The organism is Polymorphobacter fuscus (assembly GCF_011927825.1).
GTDB lineage: Bacteria > Pseudomonadota > Alphaproteobacteria > Sphingomonadales > Sphingomonadaceae > Sandarakinorhabdus > Sandarakinorhabdus fusca.
On sequence record NZ_JAATJI010000002.1, the window covers coordinates 115,807 to 140,379 of the forward strand.

Below are 24,573 nucleotides of genomic sequence, written 5' to 3' on the forward strand. Positions count from 1 at the left end.
TTCAAAGTGGACATGGTGTCGGGAGGACGCGACAGTCTGGGTCAATGGCGTCGGGCGTTGCTTCGTTATGTGCGTTCGGGACAGCCGGATCTGACCAACCGTCAGATGGCGTTGTTGCTGGTCGTGGGTCTGGAAGGTGGCTTGCATACCGTGCGTGGACTTGCGGCACGGCTGGGCGTTTCCAAGCCAGTGGTGACGCGCGCGCTCAACAGCCTGACAGGCCTCGGCCTCGTCTTGCGGCGCGTCGACGAGCGCGACCGACGCAGTGTCTTCATCGACCTGACGCCCAATGGCGAGGAGTTCCTGTCGGACTTCGCCGGCGTCATCGTCCATGACGACGAAGAGCCCAGCTGAGGGCGCAATCGTCGCATTGCGCAGGGCCGATCTGCGCGGACCACGCCCGCGGCTTGATCGGCGGCGCCATATCGTCACCGCCGACTTCGCCGATATCGCACTGGCGGGAACGGTTGCATCGGCCTGGTATGTCGATCCGGTGACGATGACCTGCATCGTCCCGCGCACCGCGCTGCGCAGCGCCGGCGATGCGGCGGCGGGCGCGGTCAGCGAATTGCTGTTCGGCGAGGACTTCGACCTGTTTGACACGGTCGGTGACTGGGGCCATGGCCGCAGCGCCCATGATCATTATACTGGCTGGGTGCCGATGGCGGCACTCGGCGACAAGGTCGGGACTGCCGCCCACAGCGTCACGGCGCGCGCGGCGCCGCTGTTCGCCGCCGCCGACATCAAGGCCGCGGTGCTTGCCGAACTGCCCTTCGGCGCGCGGGTCGACGGGGAATGGCAGGCCGATTTCCTTGCCCTGGCCAGCGGCGGCTATTTGCACCGTCGTCACCTCGCCCCGCCGCCTGCCACCCCGATCGCCGTCGCCCATGGCTTTGCCGGTGCCCCCTATCTGTGGGGCGGCCGCACCCCGTTCGGAATCGACTGTTCGGGGCTGGTGCAGGCGTCGCTCGCTGCGTGCGGGATCGCCGCACCGCGCGATTCGGACCAGCAGCGTGACACGCTGGGGCGCGCGGTCGCCTTTGCCGATCGCCAGGGCGGCGACCTTGTCTTCTTTCCCGGCCATGTCGGTATCCTGGTGGACGCCGATACGTTGTTCCACGCCAATGCCTATTGGATGACGACCCGCGCCGAACCGCTGGCCGATGTCATCGCCCGGCTGTCCGCCGCCGGCGTGGCACAGCCGGTGACGGCGGTGCGCCGGCTGTAGGCGCCGCCGCCGCGTCAGCCGGTCGGAATGGTGCCGCCGTCGATCACATGCTCCGTCCCGGTGATGCTCGCGGCGCGGTCGGAGGCGAGAAAGGCGATCAGGCTGGCGACCTCGTCGGGGCGGGACGGCCGGCCGATCGGGATGCCGCCGATCGATTCCATGATCATCCGCTTGCCGTGCGCAATGTCGCCGCCGGCCAGCCGCGCCGCCAGTGCGACCGACGCCTCGGTCTCGATCCAGCCGGGGGAAACGCGCACGACGCGCACGCCCATCGGCGCCACCTCCTTCGACAATGCCTTGCTGTAGGTGGAAAGCGCCGCCTTCGCCGCGGCATAGGCGGTCGTCGCCTCCGGCAGCGGCAGGCGATGCTGGATGGACGTGACATGGATGACGACGCCGGCGCCGCGCGCCGCCATTTCGGGCACCAGCGCGCGGTCGATCCGCACTGCCGGCATCAGGTTGAGGTCGAACGCGCGTTGCCAATCGGCATCGGCGAGCGCCGCATGGCCGCCCGCCGGCGCCGCGCGAGATCTTCGCACCGCTCGTGCTGCCGTTCCTGCAGCGCTTCCCCGCCGTCGCGATCGACCTGGTGACCGAAGGCCGGCTGGTCGATATCGTCGGCGACGGCTTCGATTTCGGCATCCGCAGCCGCGACCTGGTGCCCAGCGACATGATCGCCGTGCCGCTGGGGCCGCCGCGCCGCCACGTCGTCGTCGCCGCGCCTGCCTATGTCGCGGCGCACGGCCGGCCGCTGGTGCCGCCCGATCTCCACGCGCATGAATGTATCCGCATCCGGCTGCCCAATGGCGCGCTGCTCCACTGGCGCTTCGAAAAGGACGGTCGCCCGCTGCAGATCGACGTCCCCGGCCGGCTGACGCTCGACGAAGCAAGCCTGTCACGGATCGCGGTCCTCGACGCAGCGGGCATCGGCTTTTTCATGGAATCGGATGTCCGCGACGATCTCGCCGCCGGCCGCCTCGAACCGGTGCTCGCAGACTGGCTGCCCCGTCAGTCCCCGCTCTGCCTCTATTACCCCGGCCGCCGCCACCCCTCCGCCGCCTTCACCGCCTTCGTCGACATGGCGCGCGCTGCTGCGAAAGCCGCAGCCTGACCAGATCGCCGGGGACATCGCCGGGGCATTATGAAATATAACCAAATGAGTTATATTGTCGCAATGCGCGCGATCGCAAGGTTCAGTCCGCCGTATAGGCCAGCGCCGCTTCGGCGAGGTCGGCGAAAGCTCGGCGAACGGCGCCTGGATTTTCGATCCAGGGAAAGTGTCCGGCCCCAGCAATGGCGACGCGGCGCACGTGCGGACCTTTAAAGCGGGCATCATCCCAGCCCGATTGCCCAACGATGCGATCGTCGCTGCCGGCAAGGATCATTGTCGGCAGGCGGGCGGGCCACCAGTTTGCAACATAAGCACTGTCGAAGTTTGTGTCAGACCATTCCACCGCTTCCCGATTGTAAGGCATGCGCGCGAGAAGATTGCGACCCATCTCGAGGCCGGCCTTGTTGAAATTCCATTCGGCCGAAGCGACGCACAAAGCTCGCAGGTGCTCGGTAGTCGGCTGCGCGCTATAGGCATGGAGGGCGGCATCAAATGCCGGCAACGGTTCGCTGGCAACAGTGGCCTCGTAATGCGACCGCCAGTTGGCATCGGGCGCTGTGCTCAACAGGACGAGACCAGCCAGGCGCCTTTCGAGCGCCGGTGTCGACAGCAAGTACATTCCGCCCGTCGAGTGGCCGGCAAAAATCGGGTTAGGCAATGCATCCGCCGCCTCCAGCAGCACCTGCGGCCAGGCAGCGAATGGATCGCCCGCTTCAACATGGTTGGATCCATCGCCGGGCAGATCGACCGCCCAGCAGCTACCCGGCACGTCAAGTGCGTCGATCAGCTCGTGCAGGCTTTCCGATCCGAGCCCTGGACCGCCCGGCAGAAACAACCAGTTGAGGCGTCCCGGTCGTTCCGTTCGACGCCGCAATCGGACGCGCGACGGCGTGTAGCGTGTTTCCATGGCACATCTCTGCAAAGCGGCAATGATGCCTCAGTCCATCCTCCGCCAACGACCAGCCACACCGATGCGGCAAGCCCCATTCGGTGTGACGTTCGAGACCTTCGCCCTGATTGCCGGATCGCCTTACCTGGGTTTGACGAACTTCAGCGTCATGCGGTCGCTCTCGCCGATCGCGGCATATTTGGCCTTGTCGGTGTCGCCTTCGGCATAGTTGGGGGGCAGGGTCCAGACGCCCTTGGGGTAATCCTTGGTGTCCTTGGCGTTGGCGTTGACTTCCGACGCGCCGACATATTTGAAGCCGGCGTCCTCGGCGAGTTTGCGGACATAGGATGTCTTCATATAGCCGCTGGTCTTCATCAGATCGTCGCTCTTGTCCTCCGGCAACCGGTGCTCGACGATGCCGAGGACGCCGCCGGGCTTCAACGCCTTGTAGAACGCCTTGAAGGCGTCGGGGGCAAAGCCCGCCATCTGCCAGTTGTGGACATTGCGGAAGGTCAGCACCGCATCGGCGGAGCCGGCCGGCGCGATGTCATAGCTGTCCTTGCCGAAGGCGGTGACCTTGGCATTGCCATAGACGGCGGGCGCGGCAGCGAGCTTGTCCTTGAACCGCTGCACGCCGGCGGCCGCACCGGCGCTGGCGGCGGGGTTGTTGTGGGCGGCGATATACTGGCCCTTGCCGGCCAGCGCCGGCGCCAGGACGTCGGTGTACCAGCCACCCGCGGGCGAGATTTCGACCACCGTCATCGTCGGCACGATGCCGAAAAAGCCGAGCGTTTCGGCCGGATGGCGATAGACGTCGCGCGCCTTGGCTTCGGCCGTCCGGTGTGCCCCGGCGATGGCGGCGTCGAACGGTGCCGCGACGGCGGGGGCGGCGATCGCTGCGCCGGCAAGGCTCAACATGGCGAAAACGCGATTGGCTGACATGGTCACTCTCCCGATGAACTGGCCGTCACATAGCCGTTCGCGGCGGCCATCGCAAAGCATGGCTGGCGTTGCAGCGACGCCAAAAAGGACTAGGTCCGCCGCATGGATTTCGAAACGACCCTGTGGCTGCTCGGCGCCGGGCTGGTGCTGGCGCTGGTCGCGCTGGCGGGTGATTGGGCGCGGCGCCGGCAGCCGCTGGCCTGGCACGCCCATCTGCCGTGGAACGCCATCATCTTCATCGGCCTGGCGGTGGTGCTGTTCGGCGGCGTCCATCTGGTCGGGCTGCTGAAAGCCTGATCGCCTGCCAAACTATTGCAGGAACGGCGCCGCGACCTCGGGCGGCACGCGCACCGCCCGGCCGCTGGCCTGGTCGATCAACGCCCAGATCGTCAGCGCCCGGACGCGCAGCCGGCCATCGGCGCCGGTGATCTCCACCAGCCGGTCGAAGCGGGCGCCGCGCGGCGTGCCGACCCAGGTCGCCAGCGTCACCGTCTCGCCGGCAAGGGTGGGGCCCAGATAATCGATCTCGTGCCGGGTGACGACCCAGATGTACCGGGCGATATCGGCCGGCCGCGCCACCGCCTGCCAATGCCCGGTCGCGATATCCTGCACCCAGCGCAGGTAGACGGCGTTGTTGACATGGCCCAGCGCGTCGATGTCGGCGGCGGTCGCCGTCACCGTGCCGAAATGGGCGGTCCGGTCAGCCGGCGGCGGCATCACCGGCCAGCCCGAACTGCTGCAGGATGAAGGCATATTCCTCGGCGGTTTCCTCCAGCGCCGAAAACCGCCCGGACTTGCCGCCATGGCCGGCGCCCATGTTGGTCTTCAGCAGCAGCGGGTTGCTGCCGGTGCCGGTGGCACGCAGCCGGGCGACCCATTTCGCCGGCTCCCAATAGGTGACGCGCGGGTCGTTGAGCCCGGCGGTGACCAGCAGCGCCGGATAGGCCTGCGGCCGGACATTGTCATAGGGGCTATAGCTGCGGATCAGGTCGAACGCCGCCTTGTCGGTGATCGGGTTGCCCCATTCCGGCCATTCGCCGGGCGTCAGCGGCAGCGTGTCGTCGAGCATGGTGTTGAGCACGTCGACGAACGGCACATCGGCGACAACGGCACGCCACAACCCGGGGTCCGAATTGATGACGGCGCCCATCAGCTCGCCGCCGGCCGACCCGCCGCTGGCCGAAATCCGGCCTTCGCGCGCCAGCCCCTGGTCGATCAGTCCGCGCGCCACATCGACGAAGTCGTTGAAGGCGTTGGTGCGCTTCTCCAGCTTGCCGTCGAGATACCATTGATAGCCCAGGTCGTCGCCGCCGCGGATATGGGCGATGGCATAGGCGACGCCGCGGTCGAGCAGGCTGAGCCGGCTCGATGAGAACGCCGGCGGAATGGCGATGCCATAGGCGCCATAGCCGTAAAGATGCAGCTTGCCGCTGCCGTCGCGCGGCCAGTCGCGGCGATGGACCAGCGATACCGGGATCTGCGCACCGTCGCGGGCGATGACCGTCAGCCGTTCCGTGGTGTAAAGCCCGACATCGTAACCCGACGGCACCTCCTGCACCTTGCGGGTGACCAGCGTTCCGGTCGCGGTGTCGTAATCATAGACCGTGGCCGGCGTGACCATCGACGTATAGCTCAGCCGCAACAGCGGCGCGTCGGGCTCGGGGTTGCTGCCCAGGCTGGCGGCAAAGGCTGTTTCGGGAAAGGCGATCGCTTCGTCGCGGCCGTCGTTCCACAACAACCGGATCTGGTCGAGCCCGTCGCGCCGCCCCGTGACGGCGATGAAGCTGGTGAACGCCGACGCACCGCGCAGATAGTCGCGGTCCGACGCCGCGACCAGTTCGTGCCAGTCGCCGGGTGCCGCGATGCGCGCGGTGGCAAGGCGGAAATTGGGGTGGGTGTCGTTGGCGCGGATGACCAGGCTGTCGCCGCGCACATCGACTTCATATTGCACCCCCGGCTGGCGGGCGCGGACCAGCAGCGGCGGCGTTTCCGGCGCGTCCGTCGGCACCAGCCGGATTTCGCTGGTGACATGGTCGCTGGTGGCGATGACGAACCAGGCGCCGTCCTGGCTGCGGCCGACACCGACGCCGAAGCCGATATCGAGCACTTCCTCGTACAGCGTCGCATCCTCGGCCTCGCTGCCCAGCCGGTGCAGGCGAACGCGGAACCGGCGCCACTGGTCGTTAACTTCGGTCCAGGCCAGGCCGTGCGAATCGGCGGTCCACACCGGGGAGCCGACGCTGCGGTCGGTCACTGTCGCGATATCGGCGCCGCTGGCGAGGTCGCGGACCTTGAGGACAAAGCGTTCGTCCCCGGCGGTATCGACCGCATAGGCGAGGCGCCGGCCATCGGGGCTGACGGCGAGGCCGCCGAGGCGGAAATAGGCGTGGCCATCGGCCAGCGCGACCTCGTCGAGGATCAGCGCCGGCGCGCCGCCTGCCACCGGGCGCCGCCACCATTGGCGATATTGCGCGCCGGCGGCGAACGCCCACCAATATTCGTAATCGCCGTCCTTCACCGGCACGCTGGCGTCATCGGGTTTGACCCGGCCCTTCAGCTCCTCGAAAATCGTCGCGGTCAGCCCGGCCAGCGGCGCCATATGCGCTTCGAACCAGTCATTTTCGGCGGTGACATAGGCGAGGATGTCGGGGTCGCTGACCACCGGATAGCCGGGGTCCTTCAGCCAGAAAAACGGGTCCGCGATCGTCACGCCGTGCCAGGTGGCGCTGTGCGGACGCTGGTCGGCGACGGGCGGCGTTGCGGCTGGAGTCATCACGGGGCTTTCGGCAATGCTGGCGCCAGCCTGTCGGCCGGCTTATGCTCGGGCCAGCAAATAGGGTGGATAGACCGAATGTCCAATATCAAGGACCGTCTCGATGCACTGGCGGCACAGCTCGCCGCCGACCGGCTGACCGGCTTCGTCGTGCCGCTGACCGACGAGCATATGAGCGAATATGTCGGCGCCTATGCCCAGCGGCTCGAATGGCTGACCGGCTTCGGCGGCTCGGCGGGGTCGGCGGCGGTGCTCGGCAGCAAGGCAGCGATCTTCACCGATGGCCGCTACACGTTGCAGGTGCGCGAACAGGTGCCGGGCGACCTGTTCGAATATCAGGACGTCCCCAGGACCAGCGCGGCGCAATGGCTGGCCGAACATTCCGCGGCCGGCGACCGCATCGGCTATGATCCCTGGCTGCACACGCGCGGTTGGGTGGATGCGACGCGCCGGCTGCTCGCCGACAAGGGCGCCGAACTCGTCGCCGTCGCTGCCAACCCCATCGATCGCATCTGGGATGGCCGGCCGGCGCAGAGCCTCGCCCGGCTCGAAGTCCAGGCCGACGAACATGCCGGGCAGACGGCGGCCGACAAGCGTGCCGAGATCGGCCGCGCCCTGGCGGCGCGCGGCGCCGATGCCGTGGTCGTCGCGGCGCTCGATTCGATCGCCTGGCTGCTCAACATCCGCGGCCGCGACGTCAGCCGGACGCCGGTCGCGCTGGCCTTCGCCATCGTCCATGCCGATGCCGGCGTCGACCTGTTCATTGCGCCCGAAAAACTGTCGGAGGCGGTCCGCGCGCACCTGGGTCCCGATGTGCGGGTGCGGCCGCGCGCCGATTTCGCGCCGGCGCTCGCCGGCTTCGGCGGCCGGACGGTGGTCGCCGACCCCGCCAGTTGCGTCGCTGCGATCTTTGCCGCGCTTGCCGACGGCGGTGCCACCATCATCGAGGCGCGCGACCCGACCCTGCTTGCCAAGGCGGTCAAGAATCCGGTCGAAATCGCCGGCACCGTGGCAGCGCACCGCCGCGACGGCGCGGCGCTGACGCGCTTCCTCCACTGGTTCGACGGCGAAGCGCCCAAGGGCGGGCTGACCGAGATGTCGGCCGCGGCCAAGCTCAAGCAGTTCCGCGAACAGACCAATGTGCTGGAGGACCTGAGCTTCGACACGATTTCGGGGGCAGGGCCCAACGCCGCCATCCCGCACTATCGCGTGTCGGAGGAGAGCAGCCGGCCGATTGTCATGGACTCGATCTATCTGGTCGATTCGGGCGGCCAATATCGCGATGGCACCACCGATGTGACGCGGACGATGATCGTCGGCACCCCGACCGCCGAAATGAAGGACCGCTTCACCCGCGTGCTGAAGGGCCATATCGCGCTGGCGCGGGCGATTTTCCCGGCCGGCACCCGCGGCGTGCAGCTCGATGCGCTGGCGCGGCAATATCTGTGGGAGGCGGGCCTCGACTATGCCCATGGCACCGGCCATGGCGTCGGCAGCTATCTGTCGGTCCATGAAGGCCCGCAGCGCATCGCCGCGGCGTGGAGCAGCCAGCCCGGCAATGACGAGCCGCTGCTTGCCGGCATGATCCTGTCGAACGAGCCCGGATATTACAAGTCGGGCGAATATGGCATCCGCATCGAAAATCTGGTGCTAGTCGAGGAACGCCGGGTGCCGGGGGCGGAAAAGGATCTGCTCGGTTTCCGCGAACTGACGCTGGCGCCGATCGACCGCAACCTGATCGACACGGCGCTGCTGACAGCGGCGGAGCGGCAATGGGTCGACTTGTACCACGCCCGGGTCCGTGCCGAGATCGGACCGCAGCTCGACGACGCCGCCCGCGCCTGGTTGGCCGGCGCGACGGCGCCGCTTTGATGATGGCGCGACGGCGCCGCTTTGATGATGGCGCGACGGCGCCGCTTTTATAATGGCGCGACGGCGCCGCTTTTATAATGGCGCGACGGCGCCGCTCTGATGATGGCTGCGACGGCGCCGCATTGATGTTGGCTGCGACGCAAGGCCCGGCTTCGCGCGCCGCCCGACTATGCTAACGATGGCGAAACGGTTGATCGAGGAGTGACGCGATGCACAAGCCCCTGTTCGCTGCGGTGGTGATCGCCGCCGCCGGCCTGATTTCGGCGGCGGCGCCGCAATCGGCCTTCGACTTCAAGATGACGACGATCGACGGCAAGCCGATGCCGTTCAGCCAGTACAAGGGCAAGGTGCTGCTCGTCGTCAACACCGCGAGCATGTGCGGATATACGCCGCAATATGAAGGGCTGCAGGCGCTGCAGGACAAGTACAAGGGCCAGGGCTTCACCGTCATCGGCGTGCCGTCGAGCGACTTCGACCAGGAGCTGGGGTCCGACAAGGAGATCAAGAGCTTCTGCGAATCGAAGTTCGGTATCAAGTTCCCGATGTCGACCAAGTCGGCGGTCACCGGCGACAAGGCCGCGCCCTTCTATCGCTGGGCGGCGGCAACGCTGGGCGCCGACAAGGCGCCGAAGTGGAATTTCCACAAATATCTCGTCGGCCGCGATGGCAAGCTGATCGCCGCCTATCCGTCCAAGGTTGCACCGGGGTCGCCGGAACTGACCGGCGCCGTCACCCAGGCGATCGCCGCCAAAAGCTAGGGCCGGATCCCGGCAGCTAGGACTTGTCGACCGGCGGCGGTTCGCTCGTCGCACGGTCGCGGGCCTTGCGGCGTTGCAGATTGGCCCGCAGCGCCGCGGCGAGGCGCTCCTGCCGCGCCGCTTCGGCGCCCGATTGCGGATCTTTGGTCATCCGCCTCGCATAACCCGGGCTCGACATTCTTGACAGCCCCGTCCCCCTCCCCCATAGGCGCGGACCTTCGCCGGAATGCTGTCGTAGCTCAGTGGTAGAGCGCATCCTTGGTAAGGCTGAGGTCGGGAGTTCAATCCTCCCCGACAGCACCACCGGCGAAGCACCTGGCCCCGGCCCGCGCGACATGCGTGGGCAACACCGGCTTCGGCTCGTCGCATCGGCCGTGATTTTCCAACGATTTTGCTCGTCTCTGCCATCCGACAGCCTAGAATGGATGTGGTGGTAAATAGTCCCGGGGGGGACATGACGATGATACGACGCTGGCCCGCGGTGGCCGCACGGCAATGGCAGGCTCGCATCGGCTGGCAGGTCGGCTGCAATTTCACGCCGTCCTGCGCGATCAACCAGATCGAGATGTGGCAGGAAGCCAGTTTCGACCTGGCGGTGATCGAGCGGGAGCTCGATCTGGCCGCCGGCCTCGGCATGAACGCGGTCCGCGTCTACCTCCACGATCTGTTGTGGCTCGAGGATGCCGAAGGCTTTCTGCGCCGTATCGAGATCTTCCTGGCAGCCGCCTGGCGGCGCGGCATCCGCACGCTGCTGGTGCTGTTCGACAGCTGCTGGAACCAGGAACCGACGCTGGGCCCGCAGCAGGCGCCGCTGCCCGGCGTTCACAACAGCGGCTGGGTGCAGTCCCCCGGCCCGGCCGTGCTCGCCGATGCCAGCCAGCATCCGCGGCTGCAGGCCTATGTCGAAGCCGTCGTCGGGCGCTTTGCCGATGACGATCGGGTGCTGGCCTGGGACATCTGGAACGAACCCGACAATGGCCCCGACGTGGCGCTGTGCGATCCCGAAACACTCGCTGCAAAGGCGGCGCTGGTATTGCCGCTGCTGTCGCACGCCTTCGATTGGGCGCGCAGCCAGCGCCCGACGCAGCCGTTGACGAGCGGCATCTGGCTGGGGGACTGGTCATCGCGGCACCTGCTGTCCGACATCCAGGCCGTGCAGGTGGCGCGGTCGGACGTCATTTCCTTTCACAACTATGGCGACGCCGCCGATTTCGTCCGCCGCATTCGCTGGTTGCGCGCCTTCCGGCGCCCCTTGCTGTGCACCGAGTTCATGGCCCGGCCGACCGGCAGCACCTTTGAAGCGATCCTGCCCATCGCGCTCAAATACGGCGTCGCGGCATTCTGCTGGGGGCTGGTGAAAGGCAAGACGCAGACGCATCTGCCGTGGGACAGCTGGGCCACCCCCTATCTCGATGGCCCCCCCGGGCCCTGGTTCCACGACATTTTCGAAGCCGATGGCACGGCGCACGACCCCGCCGAGGTCGAGTTCATCCGCATGCTCACGGCAGTCGGGACCGCGCCGGCCGATCCGGCCCAGCTGGCCGCCTGAGCCGGCAGCCCGACGACGATACGCAGCACATCATTGGCGCGGCCGCAGCTTCAGCTCGGGTTCTGCAACCGGAACATGGTGTTCATGGCATCGGTGATCCCGGCGCGCAGCACGGCGTTGCGGGCATCATAGACGCGCGTCAGGCAGGCGACATCGCGGCCACAGGCCGACCGCTGGGCCAGGAATTGCATCGCATCGTCATGGCGGGCGCCGTTGGATCCCATCATCATCGGCACCCGCGAATAGGCGTACCACAGCCCGCCCATTTCGGAATCGCGGCTGGACAGCGCCGGCGTGGCGCAGACGGTGACCTCGTCGGGCGTGCGCGCCTTGCCGCAATCGAAGCTGGCGGCAGCGGCAGGGCCTGCCGCCACGCCGACGGCGACCACAAGGATTCGCAGGAACTGCGGACAAGTCATGGTTGGCGACCTTTCGACGGTGGGTTCCATGGTCGCCGAACCTCGCATCGTCACGCCCCCGATACAAGCAGTCCGATGATCTTGGCCGGCCTTTCCCGCCGCCAGTGGCAAGCATCGGCGCTGCTGCGGCAGTTGCGAAGGGCGGTTGATGCTGGCGGCTGGCGGCGAAGCGGAGTAAGACAGGGCAATATCGTTTTCACAAAGGTGCTGCCATGGGCTCGTTCAGCCTCGTTCACTGGGTCGTCCTTATCCTTGTCGTCATCCTGCTGTTCGGCCGCGGCCGCATTTCCGACCTGATGGGTGACTTCGCCAAGGGCATCAACAGCTTCAAGAAGGGGCTCGCCGACGGTGACACCCCGGCCAGTACCCCGACGACCGCACCGCCACCGCAGGTGACCAACACCGGCACCACCCCGGTGCAGCCAGTTGCCGACGAGGTTCGGCGCTAGGCGCATTCGCGCCGGGACAGCGACGTGTTTGGCATCGATTCCTCGGAACTGGCGGTCATCGCGCTGGTGGCGCTGCTCGTCATCGGCCCCAAGGACCTGCCGCGTGTCATGCGCATGGTCGGCGGCTGGGTCGCCAGGGGCCGGGCGATGACGCGCCATGTCCGCGCCGGCTTCGACACGATGATGCGCGAGGCCGAGCTCGAGGAAATGCAAAAGGCCTGGGCGGCGCAGAACGAGGCCATCATGAAGGCAACCGCGCTGCCTGACCCGATCGGCAATTCGATGGCCGGCATCGACCCGGCAAGCTGGGCGCTGCCCGACCCGATGGCCGCCGACGTGGCAGCGCTGCCGGCGCCGGCAGCGGCGGAAACCGTCACGCCGACGGTCGTCGAGCCTGTCGTTGTCGAGCCGGTGATCGCGGCCGACGCGCCGGTGAAAAAACCGCGCGCGCCGCGCAAGAAGAAAACGCCGGCGGCCGAGGCATGAGCGACGATGCCGATATCGAGGCGAGCAAGGCCCCGCTGCTCGATCATCTGATCGAACTGCGCGGCCGGCTGCTGAAGTCGCTGGCGGCGTTCGTCATCTGCTTCGGCATCGCCTTCACCCAGTCATCGCGGATCTTCGGCTTTCTGGTCCAGCCACTGGTCAAGGCCTATGGCGACGGCGTCGTCGGCAAGCTGATCTATACCAAGCTGTACGAGGCGTTTTTCGTCGAGGTGAAAGTCGCGGCCTTCGCTGCGTTCTGCATGGCCTTCCCGATCATTGCCAACCAGCTTTGGGCGTTCGTCGCCCCCGGCCTTTACCGCCGCGAAAAAAAGGCCTTCCTGCCCTTTCTGCTGGCCACGCCGGTGCTGTTCACCATGGGGGCCGCACTCGCCTATTATGTCGTGATGCCGGTGGCGTTCCGCTTTTTCCTGGGTTTTCAGTCGTCGTCCGCCGTCACCGGGATCAGCCAGGAAGCCTTGCCGGCGATGGGCGAATATCTCGACCTGGTGATGAACATGATCCTGGGCTTCGGCGTCGCGTTCCTGCTGCCGGTGCTGCTGATGCTCCTGGAACGCGCCGGCATCGTCACGCGGCTGCAACTGAAGGCCGGACGCCGCTATGCGATCGTCGGTGCCTTTGCGGTGTCGGCGGTGCTGACACCGCCCGATGTCTGGTCGCAGTTCGCCCTGGCGATCCCGATGATGCTGCTTTACGAAATCTCGATCATCGGCATCTGGCTGACGGAACGGCAGCGCGAACGCGACAAGGTGCGCGACGAAATTCCCGCCTGAAGCTGAAAGGCCTGAACGACGGCCAGACGGTACAGACAAAGGGCCGCATGTCGCCTTCCCGGCAGCATGCGACCCTTTGGCGTCAGCCTGGGTGGCGGACTTAGTTCTTCACGTCTTCGGCGGTCTTGGTGACGGCCTTGCCGGCCGAGCTGACGTCCTTGCCGGCACCGCTGACGGTGTTGCAGGCGGCCAGCGCGAGCGTTGCAGCAACGATGATCGAGACATTGATGGCGCGCATGATGGTTCCTGACTCTGCGGTTTCGCGCATGCATAACCGCGGGGCGGGGCAACGGTTCCATGACGTTTGCGACATGTGCCGGGTGACAGGCCGACCGGACGCTGGCATCACGGCTTCGTGGATTTTGGCCTTCCCCGACGCGACCCCCCGGCCGAGCTGGTGCCGCTGCTGCCGGCCGGGCTGGCGCCGGACCTGCTGGCAGCGGCAGTCGCGGCCTGGACGTCGGCGCCGTTCCTGAAGGGTCTGCTGCGCGGTCGGCGCCAGCTGCTCGCCGACATGGCGACCATCGGCGCCGATGCCGTGCTCGATGCGGCCTTCGCCGTGGCGCGCGACGCCGATCGCCCGGTCGCCGAACGCCTGCGCCGCGCCCGCGGCGATGTGGCGCTGGTCGTGGCGATCGCCGACCTGGCGGGGCGCTGGCCGCTGGAGCGTGTCACCGCGGCGTTGTCGGACTTTGCCGATCTGGCGATCGACACCGCGATCGGCGCGGCGCTGGCCGAACGCGGTGCCGCCAATGCCGGGCTGTCGGCGCTGGCGCTCGGCAAGCTGGGCAGCCACGAGCTCAACTATTCGTCGGATGTCGACCTGATCCTGGTCCACGACCCCGACGTGCTGCCGCGCCGCGCCCATGAGGAACCGGGCGAAGCGGCGGTGCGGATCGCGCGGCGGGCGGTGGCCCTCCTCGCCGACCAGACCCCCGATGGCTATGTGGCGCGTGTCGACCTGCGGCTGCGCCCGGCCAGCGAAATCACCCCGATCAGCCTGTCGGTGGCGGCCGCCGAACATTATTACCAGTCCGAAGCGCTGACCTGGGAACGGGTGGCCTTCATCCGGGCGCGCGCCGCCGGCGGCGATATCGCGTTGGGGCAGGGGCTGCTCGACGCTATCCGGCCGTTCGTCTGGCGGCGCAGCCTCGACTGGACGGCAGTGGGCGACATCCAGGCGGTATCGCTGCGCATCCGCGACCATTTCGAAGCCGGGCAGGTGATCGGCCCCGGGTTCGACGTCAAGCGCGGCCGCGGCGGCATCCGCGAGATCGAATTCTTCGCCCAGATCCACCAGCTGATCTGGGGCGGACGCAACCTGGCGCTGCGCTGCCCGGCAACGCTCGACGGGCTGGCGGCGCTGGCGGCGGCCGGGCATGTCGAAGCCGGCGAAGCGGCGCAGCTGGCGGAAAGCTATCGCTATCTGCGCACGCTCGAACATCGGCTGCAGATGCGGCGCGACGAACAGACCCATGCCGTGCCGCGACTCGCCGCCGACCGCACCGCCGTCGCGCTGCTCAGCGGCGCGCGCGACTGGGCGACGGTGGAACGCCGGCTCGGCACCGCCACCGCACCGGTCGCTGCGGCCTATGACCGGCTGATCGCGGCGGCCGTCCCCGACACCGCGGCCGTGCCCGCCGATGTCGCCCGCTGGGCAAAGCGCCACCAGCCGGCGATCGCCGGGCAGATCGTGCCGCTGGTGACGCGCTGGCGCGGCGGCACCCTGCGGGCGTTGCGCAGCGCCCCGGCGCGAGCAGCCTTCGAAGCAGTGCTGCCCGAACTGCTCGCCGGCATCGCCGGCGCCGCGGATCCCGCCATGGCGGCGTCGCGGCTCGACGGGTTTCTGGCGGCACTGCCGCAGGGGGCGCAGTTCTTTGCGCTGCTGGAAGCCAATCCCCGCCTTGTCGGGCTGTTGTCGCACCTGCTCGGCGTGGCGCCGGTGCTGGCCGATGCGCTGGCGCGGGATCCGGCGCTGTTCGATGTCATGCTGGCCCCCGATGCCTTTGCGCCGCTGCCCGATGTGGCGGCGCTGACCGCCGAGCTGGCGGGCTTTGCGGCGCCGGCGCCGGCGCTGGAGGATATCCTCGACCGGGTCCGGCGCTGGACCGGGGAGCGGCGGTTCCAGCTCGGCGCGCAACTGGTCGAAGGCCGCGCCGACCCGCTGGCGGTGGCGCGATCGCTGTCGGACCTCGCCGATGCGGCGCTGGCGGTCATCGTGCCGGCGGTCGCCGCCGACTTCGCGCGCCAGCACGGCCGGGTGCCGGGGGGCGAACCGGTGATCCTGGCGCTGGGGCGCTATGGCGGGCGGGCGCTCACCCACGCATCCGACCTCGACCTTGTCTATCTGTTCACCGGCAGCCACGAAACGGTCTCCGATGGCGACCGGCCGCTGCCGGCGACGCTGTATTTCAACCGGTTGGCGGCGCGGCTGACGGCGGCGCTGTCGGTGCCGACGGCGGCAGGGGCGCTGTACGAAGTCGATACCAGGCTGCGGCCCTGGGGAGCAAAGGGCATGCTGGCGCTGTCGGTGGACAGTTTCGCGCGCTATCAGGCCGAAGACGCCGATGACTGGGAACATATGGCGCTGACCCGGGCGCGGCCGGTCGGCGGCGGCGCGTCGGATACGGCCGCGGCGGCGATCGCGGCGACGCTGGCGCGGCCGCGCGAGGGCGAGGCGCTGCGCCGCGCGGTGCTGGCGATGCGCGCCGATATCGCCGCCGCCAAGCCGGCCAAGGGCGCCTTCGATGTCAAGCTGGCGCCGGGCGGCCTCGTCGACCTGGAATTCGTCGTGCATTTCCTGCAGCTGCGCGACCGCAGCGCCTTCGGCCCCGACGTGTCGGCGGCGATCGCCGTGCTGACCGCCGCGGGGCAGCTGCCCGACGGGCTGGCGGCGGCGCACGACCTGCTGACGCGGTTCCTGGTGCTGCTGCGGCTGGTGGCGCCGGGCGCATCGGTGCCCGCATCCTTTTCGCCCGCGGTGGAGGCGATGCTCGCCCGTGCCATGACGCCGGGCGGGGGCGCGGCATCCTTCGCCGATCTCGTGGCGCAGCTGGCACAGGCCAAGGCGCTGGTGCGACAGGCATTCCAGACCATCCTCAATACGAAAGGCCGTTGACATGACGCTTCCGGACATTGGCGATCCTGCCCCCGATTTCACCCTGGCCGGCGACACCGGGCCGATTCGGCTTGCCGACTTCGCCGGCCGCAAGCTGGTGCTGTATTTCTACCCCAAGGACGACACGCCCGGCTGCACGACCGAAGGCAAGGATTTTTCGGCCCTGCACGATGCGTTCGCGGCCACCGATACCGGCGTCGTCGGAGTCTCGCGCGAACCGGTGGCATCGAAGGCGAAGTTTCGCGCCAAGCATGGCCTGACCATCGCCCTGGGTGCCGATGACGATGGCGCGGTGACCGAAGCCTATGGCGTGTGGGTCGAAAAGAGCATGTACGGCAAGAAATACATGGGGATCGAGCGCACGACCCTGCTCATCAACCGCGGCGGCCGGGTGGCGCGGGTGTGGCGCAAGGTCAAGGTTCCGGGCCATGCCGCCGAGGTGCTGGCAGCGGCGCAGGCGCTTGACTGACGCCGGCGCGGCCCGTCGCTGGGGCCGCCACAGCCGCGATTGCGGCGATTCGAGGGCGGCCCATACGACCGAAAGTCGTTTTGGTTGCGTTCAAAAACACGTTTTTTTCGGCTCGTCGTGCGACGGCAACAGTTGGCCGGTCTTTGTCCGCCAACGGGTTGTTTGTCCCTGCCCGGTCTGTTTGTTTGCGGCGTGGCCGATGCTCAAAAGGTAGCGGTCGCACCGAAGGTCTTGGCGAAGTTCGGCGCCTTCGGATCGCATCATCGTCGTGAATGACTGTTATCGGGGGTTCGGCACGTGGCGAGACGGAATGGGGCCTTTCACCGGGTCAGCGTCAGCCTTGTGCGCCTGCTTCCGCCGCATGAGTTCACTTGGCACAGGCACGATGTTCAGGCCGACGGCCCGGGACGTGACCTGACAATCAAGGTGGGGACGCGAGCGCAGATTATGGCAATTGGGTCAGCAGTACTTGTCGCCGGCTGGTTGGGAGCGGCGACGTCGTCCCTGCTCTCCGGCAATGACGCCGTGGTCGCCGCCAAACAGGCCGAAGTCGCCCGCCTGCACAAGCAGGTGGTGGCAATGAAGGCGGAAACCGCCGCCTTGAAGGGCGATGTCGCCGCCCGCGCCGAAGCGCTCGAATCGCGGCAGGCATTCCTCACCGCCCTGCTTTCGAACAAGGGTGACCTTGGCCAGCTCGCCCGGATGCTGCCGCGCCAATCGCGGACATCGGGCCCCAGCAATCTCGACATGGTCCGCGACCTCGTCGCACCCCAGGCGGCCAAGCGCGGCAAGCGCGGCACGGTCCTGGCGGCGCTTCCCGCCCCCGACACCAACAGGATGGTCGAACCGTTCCGCCAGCTGGAAAGCCAGCAGCTGGCATTGGTCGACAAGGCCACCGGCGCTGCCCAGGCCAAGCTGCAGGACACCCAGGCCCTGATCCGCCGCCTCGGCCTCGATCCGTCGCGCTTCGTCGCGTCGAGCGACTGGAACGGCGCCACCAGCGCCGTCGGCGGCCCCTATATTCCGGTCAGCGCCGATGCCGAACCGCGCTTCAAGGACCTGTTCCTCAGCTGGAAGAAGCTCAACGCCATGCAATCGGCCGTGGCGGCGATCCCGGCCTATATGCCGGTCAAGGACTATCGCTACACCTCGGGCTTCGGCGTGCGCTACGATCCGTTCAACGGCGGCGCCGCGATGCACGCCGGCACCGACATGGCCGGCGCGCAAGGGGAACCGATCTATGCCGCCGCCAGCGGCATGGTGCGCCAGGCCGGCCGTGCCAATGGCTATGGCAACCTTGTCGAACTGTCGCACGGCAAGGGCATCGACACCCGCTACGGCCATCTTTCGGCGATTCTGGTCAAGCCCGGCGAGCGCGTGGTCCAGGGCCAGCTGATCGGGCGCATGGGGTCGACCGGTCGCTCCACCGGCACCCATCTCCATTATGAAGTCCGCATCGATGGCCGTGCCGTCAACCCGCGCCCGTTCCTCGAAGCGTCGAGCTATGTGCTCGCCGCGCAGAATTCCGGCACCGCCGTCGGCGGCGACGTCGGCCCGGTGCTCGAAGACGATGTCGTCACCGCATCGAACGACGGCCCGCGGATGACGCCGATCCGGTCTTTCCGCTGACGTCTTGCCGCCGGTTGCGGGCGCGCCACGGCGCGCCTACATTGGCGTGATGGATACCGCCCCCCGCCTGATGCCTGCTGCCGCCGCCCGCGTTGCGGTGATCGCGGCGCGACAGGGCAAGCCGGGGCTGAAGTTGCGCCTTGCCGTCGATGGCGGCGGCTGCGCCGGCTTCCAGTACAAGTTCGGGCTCGAATCGGACGCCGCCGCCGATGACCTGGCGGTCGAAACCGATGGCGTCACCATGTTGATCGACCCCGACACGCTGCCCTTCGTCGCCGGTGCCGAAGTCGATTATGTCGAAAAGATCGGCGCGGCCGCCTTCGAAGTGCGTAATCCCAATGCGGCGAGCGGCTGCGGCTGCGGGTCCAGCTTTTCGGTTTGAGGCGGCGCCGATCGCGCCTATGTTCGTTACGCCCCTGCATGGAGCGCGGACATGGCCGACATGGATTTCCCTGCAATCGCCGCGGAACAATGGCTCCACAGCGCGTCGGGCCTGCGCATCTTCACCCGGCATTGGCCGGCATCGGGCGCGGCTCGGGCGACGCTGGTGCTGTGCCATGGCGTCGCGACCATCAGGACCGGCTGGCGGGGCTGATCTGCGAAAGCATCGCGTTCCGCGTTTTTGCGCCCAACTTTGCGCTCAAGCTGCTGGAAGGCGCCAGCCATTTCGTTCCGCACGCGCATGTGCTGCGGCTCAAGATGGCGGATTTCTCGCGCGATCCGCAATGGGTCGCGGCGCTCGAGGCCGACCCGCTGACGCATGACGAGGTCCAGCCGGTCCAGACCGTCGCCGCCCTGGCGCGCGCCGGCGAACGGTTCGAGCGCGAATTCGGGCGCATAACCTTGCCCGTCCTCATCCTCCACGGCACCGCCGACAAGGCGACACGCCCCGACGGCAGCCAGCAGTTCTTCGACGAAGCCGGCTCGGCTGACAAAACGCTCAAACTCTACGAAGGCCATTACCACGACCTGCTCAACGATCTGGGCCGCGAGGCGGTGATGGCCGATATCCTCGGCTGGATCGACGCCCGCCTGCCGCGCTGAACGCCGCCGCGCTGACCCCTGCCGGGCAATCGCCCTTTCCGGCGACGCATGGTTGCGGCTAAGGTCCGCCGATGCGGATCGCCACTTTCAACATCAACGGCACCAACGCCCGGTTGCCGCGCCTGCTCGAATGGCTTGCGGAGGCGGCGCCGGATGTCGCCTGCCTGCAGGAAATCAAGATGCAGACCGAAAATTTCCCGGTCGATGTGCTGCGCGAGGCCGGTTACCATTGCCTTGTCCATGGCCAGAAGGGCTTCAACGGCGTGGCGATCCTCAGCCGCGAACCCGCGACCGAGACCCGGCGCGGCCTGCCCGGCGACGACAGCGACGAACAGGCGCGCTATCTGGAGGCAGACGTCGGCGGCATCCGGGTCGCGTCGATCTATCTGCCCAACGGCAACCCACAGCCGGGCCCCAAGTTCGATTACAAGCTGGCGTGGATGGCACGGCTGCAGGCCCATGCCGCGACGCTGCTCGCGACCGGCCAGCCCGTCGTGCTCGCCGGCGACTATAATGTCGTGCCCAACGACGACGACATCTGGTCGCCAGTGGCGCTGGCCGGCGACGCGCTGATGCAGCCCGAATCCCGCGCCGCCTATCGCGCGCTGCTGTGGGACGGCTGGACCGACGCGGTGCGGTGCCTGCACCCGCGCGGCGGTGTCTGGAGCTTCTGGGATTACCAGGCCGGCGCCTGGCCGCGCAACCATGGCTTTCGCATCGACCATCTGCTGCTCTCGCCGGCCGCCGCCGACCGGCTTGCCGACGCCGGGGTCGATCGCGCGGTGCGCGGCGCCGAAAAGGCCAGCGACCATGCCCCGGCCTGGGTGGTGCTGCGCTGACGGTGGCTACAGGCCGCGTTCGAAGACGCGGTAGGTGCGGGTGACCTTGCTATCGATGGCATCGGCGATCGATCGCATCGGGCCATTGTCATCGAGAATCCAGCCGATCTCGCCTTCGGTGGCGCCGAACTTGGCCACTGCGTCGCGCCGGATATATTCGATCATCTGGAACGCCATCAGCGACGCGACCCGGTGGCCCTGCAGGGTCTTGCGGATCCCCATCAACGGCACGCGGATGGTCCGCACCTTGGGCGCCCGCAGCCGCCACAACAGCTTCGCCCAGCCGAACGGAAACAGGTCGCCGCCCAGGTCGCGGGTCAATTCGTTGATATCGGGCAGCGAGATCATGAAGCCGACCGGCACGCCATCATATTCGGCGATGCGGATCAGGTCCTCGAAGACGATCGGCTTCAGCTTCTTGCCGACAAAGGCGACTTCGGCCGGCGTCAGCGGCACAAAGCCCCAATTGGTCGACCAGGCATCGTTCAAAATGTCGAGGATCAGCGCCGCTTCCTCGGCAAAGCGCGCCTTGTCGACCCTGCGGGTGACCAGCCGCGAATTGCGCTCGCTGGCAGCGACGATGCGCTGCACCATCTCGGGGAAAGGCTGGTCGATGCGCAACCCCCAGGTGTGAAGGTCCTTGATCCCGACATAGCCGTGCGCTTCGATCAGCCGGCGATAATAGGGCAAATGATGGCCCATCATCACCGTCGGCGCCCGGCTGAACCCTTCGACCAGCAGGCCCGGTTCGTCCCAGATCGACAGGCTGAACGGCCCCTGGGCGCGCGTCATGCCGCGGCTGCGCAGCCAGTCCTCGGCGGTCTGCAGCAAAAGATCGGCGACGGCCTGGTCGTCGATGGTTTCGAACATGCCCCAATGGCCGGTGCCGGCGCCGACATGCTCCTGCACCAGCCGGTCGACCTGGGCGGAAATGCGCCCCACCACCTTGCCGTCGCGGTGCGCCAGCCACAGCTGCGCCTTGCCATGTTCGAACCAGGGGTTGCCCTTGATCCCGCCGATGAGGGCATGGACTTCGGACCGCAGCGGCGGCACGAAATGCGGGTCGCCGGCGTAAAGCCGATAGGGCAGGTCCACGAACGCCTTGCGATCGGCGGCGGTCGCCACGGTGGTGATGGACAGCCCGCCGGGCATATGTCGCGCTCCAATGCGTTGAAACAGCCTGTGTAGCGCTGCAATGCGGCCGATTCGCGGCGTTATTCCTCGGTGCGGATCAGCACTGCCTCGCCGATCAGCAGGAACAGCAGGAACGGCGCCCACGCCGCCATCAATGGCGGCACCGTGCCGAAATTGCCCATCGCCAGCATGAAATTGTCGGCGACGAAAAAGGCAAAGCCCAGGAACATGCCGATGACGGCACGGACAAACAGCCGGCCCGATCGCGCCAGGCCGAAGGCGGCGACGGCACCCAGCAGCGGCATCAGCACGGTCGACAATGGCCCCGAAATCTTGTGCCAGGCCGCCGCGACGAGCGGATCGACCGGCTTGCCGGCGGCGCGCTGCTCGGCGATCTGCGGCCACAGCTCCCACAAGGGCACGAAGGCGGGGTTGATCGACGCGGTGGTGAATTGGCGCGGCACGACGCTGCTTTCGAAAAACAGCGTCGGCTCCACCGTCCGGCGACCGCTGCCGACATCGAACGACGTGACATCGGTCAATTGCCAGCCATTGGCGACGGGCCGCGCCGTCCCGGCCATGACGACACGGATCAGCCGGTCGTCGAGGCGATCATAGATTGTCACGCTCGACAACACGGTGTTGGCGCCGACGCCGCGCACGGTTTCGGCATGAAACAGGTCGTTGCCGCCGCGCACCCAGCTTTCGGTGGTCAGCAGCTTTTCGGGGGGCACCCTGGCATAGTCATTTTCCTGCCAGACCTTCAGGGTGCGGGTGGCGCGGGTGGTGACGGTTTCGTTGAAGGCGAAATTGGCGACCGCGACGCCGAACGCGGCGATCAGCAGCGGCAGCAGGATCTGGTGGGCCGACAGCCCCGCCGCCTTGAAGATCACCACCTCGCTGTTCTGGTTGAGCGTCGCCAGCGTGATCAGTGTCGCCAGCAGCACCGAAAAGGGCAGGAACAGCTGGATCAGCTGCGGCACGCGCAGCGACACATAGGTCCACAGCTCGGCCTCGCCATTGCCGGCAGCCGCCAGGATCTTGCCCGATTCGCCCAGAAGATCGAGCGATTCGAGGATGATGATCAGCCCGATCAGGAACGCCGCGGCGCGAATGATGAACATCCGCGCCGTGTACCAGGCGATGGTGCGGGAGGGGAAAAGCGCCATCAGCCGGCCGACAGGGCGTTGTCGCGCACATCGTCGCGGCGCAGCAATTTGCCGACGAGGCCGGACAGCGCCGCGGTGATCTTGCCCGACCAGCGGTCGAGCGCGCCGATCGGCTGGCCGCCCGGCACATAGGCAAGGGTGCGGTAGAGCCAGAGCGCCAGCGCCGTGAAGCCCAGGAACGGCACCCATTGCGCCAGCGCCGGGTCGATGCGGCCAAGGCTGCCCATGCGCTCGCCATATTCGGTGACCTTGTGGAAGGTGACGAGCATGATGATGCTGAGGAACACTCCCAGCGCCGAGGTCGAACGTTTCGGCGGCACCCCCAGCGCGACCGCAAGGAAGGGCAGGGTGAACATCACCACGCACTGCACCAGCCGGCGGTTGAAGGTGGCGCTGGCGTCGCGGCGCACCTCGGGGCTGGCGCTGGAATCCAGCAGGGTGCGGCCCAGTTCGGGCAGGGTGCGTTCCAGATTGCCTTCGCCGCGCTGGCGGAAATTGGTCATCGTCGGCAGGTTGACCGGCAGGTCGTGCTGGTCGAACGACAGCACCCGCGGCACGCCGCCGCCGGCGGGGGCGTGGACCAGCGTGCCGTTCTTCAGCCGTAGCAGGATGACGTCGGGGTCGTCGGTCGACAGGAAGGTGCCGCGCGCGGCGGTGACGGCGAGCACCTGCCCGTCCTTGCCGGCGGCACGGACGAACAGCCCGCGCAGATCGGCCCCCTGGCGCTTGCTCTCCTCGACCCGCAGCGTCATGCCCTTGCCCAGGCTGGCGAATTCGCCGACCTTGATCGACGCGCCAAGCGCACCCGATCGCAATTCGAAGCGCAGGTTTTCATAGGCGTAGCGCGACACCGGCTGCAGGAAGCCGACAATGCCAAAATTGATCAGCGCGAAGACGGTGGCGAACAGCATCGGCACCCGCAGCAGCCGGTTATAGCTGATGCCGACGGCGCGCAGCGCATCAAGCTCCGACGTCGTCGCCAGTTTGCGAAAGGCGAGGAGGATGCCCATCATCACGCCGATGGGGATGCCCAGCGACAGATATTCCGGCAGCAGGTTGCCGAGCATCCGCCAGACGACGCTGACCGGACCGCCCTCGTTCATCACGAAGTCGAACAGCCGCAACATGCGGTCGAGCAGCAGCAGCATCGCGGCGATGACCAGCGACGCCAGCAGGGGCACGATGATCAGCCGGACGAGATAACGGTCAAAGCGCGAAAGTGCGATCAAGGCGTGAAATGGTCCAGTCCCTTGATGTCGACACTGCCGCGCCCAAGTTTCGCCGCAAGCCTTCACCATGTTGCACGCACGCGTTGGCACGCTATGCCTGTCGCACGTTCGGCCAATCTATAGCCCGGTGAAGAGCCAAGGTCATGATGAAATTACTGGGGGGTGCGGCAACCGCCGCTGCCCTCGTCTTTGGCGCAGCAACGCCTTCGGCTGCCCAGACGCAGGTGCTCGGCACCGACGTGGCCGCCTGCGCGCCCGGCGCCGCCGGCCCGGCGGCGCTGGTCCGCGTGTCGGGGCTGAAGGACCGTGAAGGGCGGCTGCGGCTGCAATATTATTCGGACGACCCCAAGACCTTTCTCGCCAGCGGCGCCTTCATCCGTCGCCAGGAAGTGCCGATGACTCCCTATGGCGACATGGTGCTGTGCATCACCGTGCCGGCGCCCGGCGCCTATGCCTTTGTCGTCCTTCATGATCGCGACGAGGACGGCAAGCTGTCGATCTGGTCGGACGGCGTCGGTTTTTCCAACAACATCAAGCTGGCGCTGGCCAAGCCCAAGCTGGCGCCGATCCTGTACACCGTCGGACCCGGGGTAACGCCGATCCACATCATCATGAACTATCGCCGCGGCCTTTCGGTGCGGCCGTTGGCGCAATAGCGCCGCCACCGCAAAGGCG

29 protein-coding genes and 1 tRNA gene are annotated in these 24,573 nt (G+C 67.6%); 19 read left to right on the top strand and 11 right to left on the bottom strand.

Annotated elements, in window-relative coordinates:
- The first annotated feature begins 12 nt into the window (after positions 1 to 12).
- Together GGQ62_RS13840 and GGQ62_RS13845 are read left to right on the top strand one after the other, a co-directional pair.
- A complete protein-coding gene (locus tag GGQ62_RS13840) occupies positions 13 to 354 on the top strand; it encodes a MarR family transcriptional regulator (RefSeq protein WP_152578292.1) in 342 nt (113 codons plus the stop codon).
- 16 nt (positions 355 to 370) lie between these two features.
- Entirely contained in the window at positions 371 to 1,228 is an 858-nt protein-coding gene (locus GGQ62_RS13845) for a C40 family peptidase (protein ID WP_243446173.1), read from the top strand.
- A 14-nt stretch (positions 1,229 to 1,242) separates the two neighbouring features.
- On the opposite strand, the gene GGQ62_RS16480 is transcribed toward GGQ62_RS13845, so the two are convergent.
- Positions 1,243 to 1,767 carry an oxidoreductase gene (locus GGQ62_RS16480; RefSeq protein ID WP_243446665.1) on the bottom strand — a complete coding sequence of 175 codons (525 nt, stop codon included), beginning with the start codon at positions 1,765 to 1,767 and terminating at the stop codon, positions 1,243 to 1,245.
- 5 nt (positions 1,768 to 1,772) lie between these two features.
- On the opposite strand from GGQ62_RS16480, the gene GGQ62_RS16485 reads away from it, so the two are divergent.
- Entirely contained in the window at positions 1,773 to 2,339 is a 567-nt protein-coding gene (locus tag GGQ62_RS16485; protein WP_341533746.1) for a LysR substrate-binding domain-containing protein, read from the top strand.
- An 82-nt stretch (positions 2,340 to 2,421) separates the two neighbouring features.
- On the opposite strand, the gene GGQ62_RS13860 is transcribed toward GGQ62_RS16485, so the two are convergent.
- Together GGQ62_RS13860 and GGQ62_RS13865 are read right to left on the bottom strand one after the other, a co-directional pair.
- A complete protein-coding gene (locus GGQ62_RS13860; RefSeq protein WP_152578138.1) occupies positions 2,422 to 3,246 on the bottom strand; it encodes an alpha/beta fold hydrolase in 825 nt (274 codons plus the stop codon).
- A 123-nt stretch (positions 3,247 to 3,369) separates the two neighbouring features.
- Entirely contained in the window at positions 3,370 to 4,170 is an 801-nt protein-coding gene (locus tag GGQ62_RS13865) for a class I SAM-dependent methyltransferase (RefSeq protein WP_152578137.1), read from the bottom strand.
- Between the two features lie 102 nt (positions 4,171 to 4,272).
- Here GGQ62_RS13865 and GGQ62_RS13870 point away from each other — a divergent pair, with 102 nt between their 5' ends.
- Positions 4,273 to 4,467, top strand: a complete 195-nt coding sequence (locus tag GGQ62_RS13870) for a hypothetical protein (RefSeq protein WP_152578136.1) — start codon at positions 4,273 to 4,275, stop codon at positions 4,465 to 4,467.
- Between the two features lie 12 nt (positions 4,468 to 4,479).
- Here the strand turns inward: GGQ62_RS13870 and GGQ62_RS13875 are convergent, their stop codons facing one another.
- Positions 4,480 to 4,887, bottom strand: a complete 408-nt coding sequence (locus GGQ62_RS13875) for an acyl-CoA thioesterase (protein ID WP_152578135.1) — start codon at positions 4,885 to 4,887, stop codon at positions 4,480 to 4,482.
- Positions 4,871 to 6,943, bottom strand: coding sequence for a S9 family peptidase (locus GGQ62_RS13880; RefSeq protein ID WP_152578134.1), 2,073 nt, complete (start codon positions 6,941 to 6,943; stop codon positions 4,871 to 4,873). Before GGQ62_RS13880 ends, GGQ62_RS13875 begins: the two co-directional genes overlap by 17 nt.
- Before the next feature lie 78 nt (positions 6,944 to 7,021).
- On the opposite strand from GGQ62_RS13880, the gene GGQ62_RS13885 reads away from it, so the two are divergent.
- Together GGQ62_RS13885 and GGQ62_RS13890 are read left to right on the top strand one after the other, a co-directional pair.
- A complete protein-coding gene (locus tag GGQ62_RS13885) occupies positions 7,022 to 8,815 on the top strand; it encodes an aminopeptidase P family protein (protein ID WP_152578133.1) in 1,794 nt (597 codons plus the stop codon).
- Between the two features lie 209 nt (positions 8,816 to 9,024).
- Entirely contained in the window at positions 9,025 to 9,573 is a 549-nt protein-coding gene (locus GGQ62_RS13890) for a glutathione peroxidase (protein ID WP_152578132.1), read from the top strand.
- Positions 9,574 to 9,589: 16 nt separating this feature from the next.
- Here the strand turns inward: GGQ62_RS13890 and GGQ62_RS16640 are convergent, their stop codons facing one another.
- Complete coding sequence (locus tag GGQ62_RS16640; RefSeq protein ID WP_279379635.1) at positions 9,590 to 9,724, bottom strand: hypothetical protein; 135 nt, start codon at positions 9,722 to 9,724, stop codon at positions 9,590 to 9,592.
- A gap of 77 nt (positions 9,725 to 9,801) precedes the next feature.
- On the opposite strand from GGQ62_RS16640, the gene GGQ62_RS13895 reads away from it, so the two are divergent.
- Both GGQ62_RS13895 and GGQ62_RS13900 read left to right on the top strand, forming a co-directional pair.
- Positions 9,802 to 9,876: transfer RNA gene (locus GGQ62_RS13895), tRNA-Thr, on the top strand.
- A gap of 151 nt (positions 9,877 to 10,027) precedes the next feature.
- Positions 10,028 to 11,122, top strand: coding sequence for a glycoside hydrolase 5 family protein (locus GGQ62_RS13900; RefSeq protein ID WP_243446172.1), 1,095 nt, complete (start codon positions 10,028 to 10,030; stop codon positions 11,120 to 11,122).
- A 50-nt stretch (positions 11,123 to 11,172) separates the two neighbouring features.
- Here the strand turns inward: GGQ62_RS13900 and GGQ62_RS13905 are convergent, their stop codons facing one another.
- Complete coding sequence (locus tag GGQ62_RS13905) at positions 11,173 to 11,541, bottom strand: lysozyme inhibitor LprI family protein (protein WP_152578131.1); 369 nt, start codon at positions 11,539 to 11,541, stop codon at positions 11,173 to 11,175.
- Between the two features lie 212 nt (positions 11,542 to 11,753).
- On the opposite strand from GGQ62_RS13905, the gene GGQ62_RS13910 reads away from it, so the two are divergent.
- Genes GGQ62_RS13910 through tatC form a run of 3 tightly spaced genes read left to right on the top strand, consistent with a single transcriptional unit; the run spans position 11,754 to position 13,267 of the window.
- Positions 11,754 to 11,990 carry a twin-arginine translocase TatA/TatE family subunit gene (locus tag GGQ62_RS13910; RefSeq protein ID WP_152578130.1) on the top strand — a complete coding sequence of 79 codons (237 nt, stop codon included), beginning with the start codon at positions 11,754 to 11,756 and terminating at the stop codon, positions 11,988 to 11,990.
- Between the two features lie 24 nt (positions 11,991 to 12,014).
- Positions 12,015 to 12,476, top strand: coding sequence for a Sec-independent protein translocase protein TatB (gene tatB / locus GGQ62_RS13915; RefSeq protein WP_152578129.1), 462 nt, complete (start codon positions 12,015 to 12,017; stop codon positions 12,474 to 12,476).
- Entirely contained in the window at positions 12,473 to 13,267 is a 795-nt protein-coding gene (gene tatC, locus GGQ62_RS13920) for a twin-arginine translocase subunit TatC (protein WP_152578128.1), read from the top strand. Before tatB ends, tatC begins: the two co-directional genes overlap by 4 nt.
- A 100-nt stretch (positions 13,268 to 13,367) precedes the next feature.
- Here tatC and GGQ62_RS13925 read toward each other — a convergent pair whose 3' ends face one another.
- On the bottom strand, positions 13,368 to 13,505 hold the full coding sequence (locus GGQ62_RS13925) for an entericidin A/B family lipoprotein (protein ID WP_152578127.1): 138 nt from the start codon (positions 13,503 to 13,505) through the stop codon (positions 13,368 to 13,370).
- Positions 13,506 to 13,622: 117 nt separating this feature from the next.
- Here GGQ62_RS13925 and glnE point away from each other — a divergent pair, with 117 nt between their 5' ends.
- The 7 genes from glnE to GGQ62_RS13955 all read left to right on the top strand — a co-directional run bounded on the left by glnE (position 13,623) and on the right by GGQ62_RS13955 (position 20,366).
- A complete protein-coding gene (gene glnE / locus GGQ62_RS13930) occupies positions 13,623 to 16,385 on the top strand; it encodes a bifunctional [glutamate--ammonia ligase]-adenylyl-L-tyrosine phosphorylase/[glutamate--ammonia-ligase] adenylyltransferase (protein ID WP_152578126.1) in 2,763 nt (920 codons plus the stop codon).
- 1 nt (position 16,386) lies between these two features.
- Positions 16,387 to 16,854, top strand: coding sequence for a peroxiredoxin (locus GGQ62_RS13935; protein ID WP_152578125.1), 468 nt, complete (start codon positions 16,387 to 16,389; stop codon positions 16,852 to 16,854).
- A 447-nt stretch (positions 16,855 to 17,301) separates the two neighbouring features.
- Entirely contained in the window at positions 17,302 to 18,483 is a 1,182-nt protein-coding gene (locus GGQ62_RS13940) for a M23 family metallopeptidase (protein ID WP_152578124.1), read from the top strand.
- 49 nt (positions 18,484 to 18,532) lie between these two features.
- Positions 18,533 to 18,865 (top strand): iron-sulfur cluster insertion protein ErpA, encoded by a 333-nt coding sequence (erpA, locus tag GGQ62_RS13945; RefSeq protein ID WP_152578123.1) that lies wholly within the window; start codon positions 18,533 to 18,535, stop codon positions 18,863 to 18,865.
- A 51-nt stretch (positions 18,866 to 18,916) separates the two neighbouring features.
- Positions 18,917 to 19,078, top strand: coding sequence for a hypothetical protein (locus GGQ62_RS16490; RefSeq protein ID WP_243446171.1), 162 nt, complete (start codon positions 18,917 to 18,919; stop codon positions 19,076 to 19,078).
- Positions 19,036 to 19,527, top strand: coding sequence for a serine aminopeptidase domain-containing protein (locus GGQ62_RS13950; RefSeq protein WP_243446664.1), 492 nt, complete (start codon positions 19,036 to 19,038; stop codon positions 19,525 to 19,527). The genes GGQ62_RS16490 and GGQ62_RS13950 overlap by 43 nt, the downstream gene beginning before the upstream one ends.
- Positions 19,528 to 19,598: 71 nt before the next feature.
- The gene (locus GGQ62_RS13955) at positions 19,599 to 20,366 is read left to right on the top strand and encodes an exodeoxyribonuclease III (protein WP_152578121.1); all 768 of its coding nucleotides are present in this window, start codon (positions 19,599 to 19,601) and stop codon (positions 20,364 to 20,366) included.
- A 6-nt stretch (positions 20,367 to 20,372) separates the two neighbouring features.
- On the opposite strand, the gene GGQ62_RS13960 is transcribed toward GGQ62_RS13955, so the two are convergent.
- From GGQ62_RS13960 to GGQ62_RS13970, 3 genes are all read right to left on the bottom strand, one after another.
- On the bottom strand, positions 20,373 to 21,518 hold the full coding sequence (locus tag GGQ62_RS13960; protein ID WP_152578120.1) for an N-acetyltransferase: 1,146 nt from the start codon (positions 21,516 to 21,518) through the stop codon (positions 20,373 to 20,375).
- 62 nt (positions 21,519 to 21,580) lie between these two features.
- Positions 21,581 to 22,669: an LPS export ABC transporter permease LptG gene (gene lptG, locus GGQ62_RS13965; protein ID WP_152578119.1), complete on the bottom strand. Its 1,089-nt coding sequence runs from the start codon at positions 22,667 to 22,669 to the stop codon at positions 21,581 to 21,583.
- On the bottom strand, positions 22,669 to 23,898 hold the full coding sequence (locus GGQ62_RS13970) for an LptF/LptG family permease (RefSeq protein WP_243446170.1): 1,230 nt from the start codon (positions 23,896 to 23,898) through the stop codon (positions 22,669 to 22,671). Before GGQ62_RS13970 ends, lptG begins: the two co-directional genes overlap by 1 nt.
- 143 nt (positions 23,899 to 24,041) lie before the next feature.
- Here GGQ62_RS13970 and GGQ62_RS13975 point away from each other — a divergent pair, with 143 nt between their 5' ends.
- Complete coding sequence (locus GGQ62_RS13975) at positions 24,042 to 24,554, top strand: DUF2141 domain-containing protein (protein WP_152578117.1); 513 nt, start codon at positions 24,042 to 24,044, stop codon at positions 24,552 to 24,554.
- The last annotated feature ends 19 nt before the right edge of the window (positions 24,555 to 24,573 follow it).